At 46.0% G+C, this 8,024-nt stretch carries 1 protein-coding gene; it reads left to right on the forward strand.

Translation table 11 applies throughout. The features are described 5' to 3' along the window. Positions 1–47 precede the first annotated feature (47 nt). A complete protein-coding gene (locus tag AC1D7X_RS22055; RefSeq protein WP_495458017.1) occupies positions 48–7,742 on the forward strand; it encodes a discoidin domain-containing protein in 7,695 nt (2,564 codons plus the stop codon). Positions 7,743–8,024: the final 282 nt, after the last annotated feature.

Raw genomic sequence — 8,024 nt, forward strand, 5'->3', positions numbered from 1 at the left:
GCAAAGTATAAATTGATCTAATTAAAGGCTGAGGGGGTCCATCTAGTATGAAAAGAGGAAGGAAATATTTCAATCTCTTTCTATGTTTCGCGATTATATCAAGCAGCTTTGTGTCGTGGGGCAATGGCACTAATGAAGTTTCAGCAGCTGTGGATACCGAAGTCGTGAACTTAGCTTTGGGTAAAACGGCGACAGCGAGTAGTTCGCTGTCACAACATTCGCCCGACTATATGGTAGATGGCTCTATAGATACGATGTGGTCAACGAGCGATACCGGTCAATGGACTAGTCCGATTACCGATGAATGGGCAACGGTCGATCTTGGCGAAGACAAAGATATTACTAGATGGGTTGTCAAGAGTGGTGGCCCTGGTGCTTTAGTGACGAGTGATTTCCAACTTGAGTACAGCACTGCTGAGGAGGGTGAGCCTTGGCATACGGCGGACACGGTATCGGGCAATACAGCTGATATCTCAGACCGAACGTTAACAGAGCCCATCCTTGCAAGATATGTTCGGCTTCATGTGACGAAGAAGTCTTCAGATGGTGTGGAATGGCCGGCGGTAAGGATAAGTGAATTCGAGCTCTATTCCACGACCACTGCTGTGGATATCCCTGCGTTAACGGCAGATACGGATTCTGGTACGGTCGTGAAGGGGACAATGGTGAAGCTTAACGCTTCACCACCTACGGCTGTCATCTATTACACGATAGATGGAAGTGATCCTACAACTTCGCTAACGAAACTTATGTATAGCGAACCACTAACCATTGAAAGTGACATTACAATCATGGCAGTCGCGATAGATGAGGCGAGCGGAGCTCAAAGCGAAATCAAGACCTTCACGTACAGTCTAGTTAAAGAAGAAGAAGTGTCAGCGGATAATCTAGCGCTCGGAAAGAGCGTGACCGCCAGTAGCTCACTTCCTCAGCATTCGCCGAGCTTGATGACAGATGGTTCTACCAAAACCATGTGGTCGACAAGCGATACGGGCTTCGGAACCAATCCGATTACGGATGAGTGGGCAGTCGTGGATCTTGGAGCTCAACATAATATAGCCAGATGGATTGTCCAGCACGCAGGTGGCAGCAGTTTGAACACGAGGGATTTCCAACTGGAATACAGCACTGGTGATGGGAATGGACCTTGGCTTACCGCAGATACCGTAATCAATAATACGATGATGGTTACGGATCGGATACTTACGACGCCTATTCATGCCAGGTATGTTCGGCTTCACGTGACGAAGAAAGCTGCAGAAGGGTCAGATTGGCCAGCTGTACGAATAGGTGAGTTAGAGCTGTATGCGACTACAGTTCTTGTACCTAAGCTAACGGCTTCGCCAGAATCGAGTACGGTGAACAAAGGGAAGAAGGTAACGCTTAGCGCAAGCCTTCCTTCGGCTTCTATCTATTACACGGTTGATGGGAGCGACCCGAGCATATCGCCTAGCAGATTACTCTATTCGGAACCACTAACGATTAATTATGATGTGAGCATCAACGCGATTGCCATCGATGAGATCGGTGGAAACCTAGGGGAGATGCAGAGCTTCATTTATAAGGTGCAAGAAGTAGAGGATTTAAAGGACTTTCCTAATCTTGCAAGCGGCGCTGTTGCAACGATGACTGTACCCGCGGGATGGGGCAATGTGGCAGGAAGAGCAATCGATGGGAGCCTGAGTACGTATGCTCAACCGGAGAAATTCGGCCTATGGGATCTGATCGTCGATTTCGGGAAGCTACAACCTGTCAATTATGCTGTTTTACGTAAAAACCCGGACCATCATAACTATATAACGCAATTCACAATTGATGTATCAGAGAACGGGACTGACTGGACCACGGTTGTAACGGAAAACAACAATAAGGATACCGATGATCAATTGTATAAATTCCCTGCACAGAACGCGAGGTATGTCCGATTGCATCAAATGGCTCACGTAGGTGGAGCGGCTGCAATCTGGGAATTCGAACTTTACAACACTTCAAATGCGATGCCAGTTCAAATCGAGATGCTGAACACAGATGTATCAGAGGGCACTCTGGTAGGTTTATCAGCTTCAGAGCCAAATGCATCGATTTACTATACGACGGATGGAAGCGATCCTCTCATATCCGATAGCAGGAAGTTATATGCAGGACCATTCCCGCTAATAGGGAATGCCGTAGATGCTGAAACTGCTGTAACACTCAAAGCATATGCCAAGGTGGATGGAAAAGCAGACAGCATTGTCACATCTCATTCCTATCAAGTAGTGGCTCTGTCTACAAATCCTGCTACGGGGACGGTTGAGGAGAACACGGAAGTTGCCTTGTTAAGTTCTGTTACGAATGCTGTCATTCATTACACGACAGATGGGACAGATCCCAAGACTTCGGCAACGAAACAGACTTATAGCCATCCAATTGTAGTTACGAACGATCTAGCGATTCGAGCTTATGTAGCTGTAGGTTCGACATCAAGCACAGTACTTACCTTTCCATTCAGCATAACGAAGTCAGTCACGAATGCCGCACTTGGAAAGCAGGCTACAGCTTCTTCCGAGGTAGCAGCCAATCCTGCGTCGCATGCGGTAGACGGCCAACTAGAGACATCATGGACTTCTAATAATTCAAACAAGAATAATTGGCTTCAAGTCGACTTGGGTCAGAGTTATGAATTAACAGGTACCGAAGTGACATGGAGAGAAGACAACAAGAATTACAAGTATAAAATTGAAGTGTCCTCCGATGCCTTGAATTGGTATCCAGCGGTTGACCGATTGAGTTATGCAGGACGCAGTGGAGTCCTTACCGATTCTTTCCTTGATGCGGCAAGGAGATACGTTCGCATTACAGTGACTGACTTTGAGCTTGGCAGTAAAGCAGGTATTAAGGAGTTTAAGGTGTTCGGCTATCCAAGTGATGCGATGCCTACTCTGCCTGTTGGGCCCTCAACCAATGGATGGGCAAGACCTGTCATTGCTCCATTGCCGCTTACGGTGGCAGGTGTAAACAATCCGATTATCAATTTGAGCGGAACTTGGAAATTCACACAGACACCCGCACAAGGGTTCTGGAAGAACAACGTAGAGCCTTCTGCTTGGGCAGACGCTAAAGTACCCGCTAACTTAGAGGTTATTGGGTTTGATATCCGTTCGCAGCAGGGCGGGGATTGGTTTCCAGATCGAAATGTTGAGAATGTGTACAAGAAATCTATATTGATACCTGAGGATTATCAGGGGCAAAAAACGATGCTGCGATTTGAAGCTGCCTTTGATGTTGCAAGAGTCTGGGTTAACGGTCATTTGGTTCGAACGCATCGAGGTGGCTTCACAACCTTCGATTGTGATATTACGGATTATGTGACGCCTGGCGAGAGTGCTTGGATTACGGTGGGCATTACCGCAGAGAAGGGTTTTGTTGAATACCAGCATGTTCGGGGACTGGTAGGAGAAGTGAAGATGTTTGCACTACCTGTCAATTATTTGACTAGGCTGCAAGCTGAAACAGAGTTCGATTCTACGTACACGGATGCAACCTTGAAGGTTTCTGCAGGAATGATACTCGACAGTTCACAAGAATCTCTTGTTAATCTTGAGCTTGTTGATCCCGATGGACATACGGTTCCGATTGCACCGGGTGTCATCCCATTAAGCGCACAAAGTCCAGATAGCATGATTAGCATACCCGTGAATAATCCTCAAAAGTGGGACGCGGAGCATCCGAACTTGTATAAGCTGACTGCCAACGTAATGGTAAACGGGGAAATCGTACAGACGGTTGTTCGCAAGATTGGGTTCAGATCCATTAAGGTCGATGGCAATAAAATGCTTGTAAACGGAAAAGAAGTCAAACTGCGTGGAGTCAATTGGCATCAATCATCCGCTTTGACCGGTGTTGCCGTTGATATTGAGCATGATAAAGAGTCGCTGCTGAAGCTGAAGGATGGCAATATCAATTACATCCGGGCTGCACATTGGCCGCAGTTCGAATATGTTCTCGATTATGCGGATGAAATCGGCTTATATGTCGAGCAGGAAAATTCAGTCATGTTCATTAATGATTCCCGATTGAGTAATTCTGATTATTTGAGTTATTTCATGGGGCAGTTCTCCGAGACCATCGAGAAGGATCGCAGTCATCCAAGCCTTGTCATTTGGTCGCTTGGTAATGAAAGCAGTTGGGGAAGTAATGTGGCGGCTACACATGATTATGTAAAAGAAATTGACCCAACAAGACCAGTGAAATTTAGCTTTGGCGTCAATGCACCTAAGCAATATAATGATCTATACAGTGTTCATTATGGAGAGAACGGTTTGAAGTTCGGCGGTGGTGATAAGCCAGATATTCGCGATGAGTATGCACATCTATTCATGTATTATGGTAGCTGGAATAGTAATGATCCTTCCTTCCAAGACTTCTATGGAGAGTCGATCAGACGTTATTGGGATCATATTGATGATTCAGAAGGAGCACTGGGAGGCGCGATTTGGCACTCTCGTGATATAGCTACCTTCTGTGAAGAGAAAGTATGCGGATTTAATGCGAAATGGGGACTTATGGATTCTTGGAATCGGGAGAAGCCAGAGTACTGGAATGTGAAGAAGGCCTACTCGCCTATCCGCATAGAGACCAATACCTTGCCTAACCCTGGCAAGGGACATGAACTCCAAATCCCTATAGATAATCGGTATAACCATACCAATCTGAATGAGATCACAGTCGAATGGACCGTGAATGGACAATCAGAAATGTTAACCGGGCCAGCTATTGAACCTATGAGCAGCGGAAGTTTGGTTATTCCTGCAAGGTCATGGAAGTTAGGAGATACGGTCCATCTGAAATTCTATCAGAGCGATCGGTACAAAACGGACCGATTGGTAGATGAGTATAACCTCACTATTGGTGAGAAGACATTCCATTTCAAGGAAGCGCAAGGGCAAGCACCTGATATTCAGAATAATGATTCTGCCATTACCCTGACAGGGGAGGATTTCAGCCTTACTTTCGACAAAGCTACGGGCATGATCCAAAGAGGCATTTATAAAGGAGAGACGATTCTGACTGGAGGCCCTTACTTGAATATGGGATTCACCTCCTCTCTGGATGATTGGAAGTTATCCAGCATTACCAGCACGAGCGCAGACCATGAGGCGATCGTGAACATAGCTGGAAATTATGGGAATACAGACGTTACTTTCACTCTTCATGTTGACGGGACTGGGTTGATTAAGACGACCTACACAGTATCCCAACTACCTACTACCTATGATGCAATAGGTGTAGCCTTCGACGTCTCTGCTGCTGCAGATCGGATCACATGGAACCGCAATGGCCAGTGGTCATACTACCCAGAAGATCAGATCGGCAGAAATGAAGGAACGGCCTTCAAGACGAGTAGTGAAGGTGTTGAATTATATGGGGTTAAGCCGACACGGGCCTGGTCGCAGGATGAGAAGGATTTCAACGCGCACGGTAAGAATGATAAAGGGCAGCGAGGAACGAATGATTTCGTCGCTTCTAAGAACAATTTCAATATTGCCTCCTTGTTGTTAGGAGAATCTGGCAAGAGACTCACCGTACAAGGAGACGGTAATGGTTCGGTTAAAGGGTCTCTACTTCCAAACGGAACCGTCAGGCTGGCAATCAATAATATATGGTCGCATCCAGCAGCATACCCTGGTTGGTTAGAAGCTAATTCAGTCAGTAAACCTATAACACTAGCGGCTACGTATACGAATAGCGTAAGTATGAGACTCGATGATCATGATGATTATACGGTAAGCTATTCCGATGCCGCTACCTACTTGAGTGATCTGAACTGGGTGAGTGCAACGACAGGGTGGGGCGAGGTGAAGACAAACGCCAGCATCCAAGGAAATGTACTGACGGTGTTCGACGGAATGGGAAGCAAGTCATATGAGAAAGGAATCGGAACCCATGCTAACTCTGAGATCGTCTATGATTTGGACGGAAAAGGATACGAGATATTTGAGTCCTATGTAGGCGTTGATCAGGAAAGTACGCAAGGGTTGGTTACTTTTCAGATTTGGGCAGATGGAGAAAAGTTGTTTGAGAGCGAAAAGATGGGCATTCGTTCCGCAGCACAAAAGGTGAGTGTGAATATTGCAGGTAAGCATGAGTTGAAGCTGATTGTAACCGATGGTGGTAACGGATCGAGCGGCGATGATGCTGATTGGGTTGATGCCAAATTGTTTAAATCACCAGTCGTCGTTGCTCCCAGCACGGATGCAACATTAAACGGTATAGTTATCGGTGATCAATCCCTAGCTGGATTCCAAAAGGACAAATTGACGTATAATATTGCTCTTCCGGCAGGGACAAAAGTGGTTCCATCCGTATCTGCAACGGTTGCAGATTCCAAAGCGGCTCTTAAGGTAACGCAAGCGATAGCTTTACCTGGAACGACAACGATCGAAGTGACGGCGGAAGATGGTATAACCATCCTCACTTACACGATTGATTTCACAGTCACGCCTGGAACGACTAATCCTGACACGGGTAATCCTCCAGACGGGAATACCAACCCTGAAGGCGGTAATCCTCCAGATGGCACGACCAATCCTCCAGCGGGTAATCCTTCAGGTGGAACGACCGATAATAAGTCAGGTGGATCGACCGCGGGACCGAAGTGGCCTTCCACAGAACAACAGGTTGTGGATAAGCTGAAGGTGACTAATGGAGAAGCTGTTGTGACGCTGCAGTTGGGGATCACTGAAGTGTTGATTCCTATTCCATCTGATGCACTGAAAGGCTTAGGCAAGCTTGTATTCCAGGGTGAGGATGTCTCCTTGGAGGTGCCTAGTGCTGTTATTGCTCAATTGATCGGTTTAGCGAGTGAAGGGAAGAAGGGCTATGTATCATTTAAATTCACCAAAGTGTCTGATACAGAAGCACAACGACTTTTAAATAAGGCTGCAAGTGATGCACATGCTGCTATTACACCCGTCGGAAATATCTATGATCTATCGATTGGAATCGTCGGGTCAGATGGGGAAACGTTGAAGTTATTAACGGAATTCGTAGAACCGTTACTATTGAAATGGAAGCCAAATGGAGCTGTTCATCAGAACCTAACAGGCATCTACTATGTGAAGGACAACGGAGAACTTGAGTATGTCGGTGGTCGGACATCTAGTGACCTGGTGGAAGCGCAAATTCATCATTTTAGTAAATATGGCTTACTGACGTATGACAAGAGCTTTACAGATGTCTCTGAACAGCATTGGGCATCAGATGTAATCAAAAGGATGGCCGCTCAACAAGTGGTTACGGGAATAAATGATATCGAGTTTGCTCCGAAAGCAAATGTGACTAGAGCGGAATTTGCAAGCATCATTGTTCGAGCTCTGGGATTACAATCGACAGGAACAACGCCATTTACGGATGTGAAAAAAGATAACTGGTACACATCGGCCGTTGAGGCTGCCTATAAAGCGGGGATCGTAACGGGAAGAAGTCAGACGCAATTTGCTCCTAACGCTACCATTACCCGCGAAGAGATGGCCGTCATGATTATCCGTGCTTATGAAGTGAAGACAGGGAAGCGGGTGGACACAACATCCAAACAAAGCCAGTTCGCAGATGATCAACTAATCAGTGAATGGGCAAGAGGATCTGTTCAAGCTGCCTTTGATCTGTTGCTTCTTAAAGGTCGCGGAAGTAATCAATTTAACCCACAAGGTGTAACAAATCGAGCGGAGAGCGTTCAGGTTATTGCCAATGTATTAGAGTAAAGTAGACGGACAGTTCAAATCCAAAGCGCCTGGCTCTTGCAATTAAAGATGTTCAGGTGCTTTAGATTTGTGCACTGTTCCATGTTCTGTATGGAGGTCCTAGAAATAACGGAGCTTGACGATCATAAGATAAAAAGAGTATATTCGGATAAATAAAAGTGGTATTATCCCCTTACGGTAGACAGTGAAAAAAGAGTTCATGATATTATGGACTTAACACTGTTGATCGGAGGGGATTTTTTCATGGCTACAAAAGGACAGAAGTTTACAAAGTATACGGAA

Source organism: Paenibacillus sp. Y568 (assembly GCF_059445545.1).

Excerpts from the sequence above, each read along its gene's own strand:
- AC1D7X_RS22055 (WP_495458017.1), top strand. The coding sequence starts at position 48 with ATGAAAAGAGGAAGGAAATATTTCAATCTCTTTCTATGTTTCGCGATT.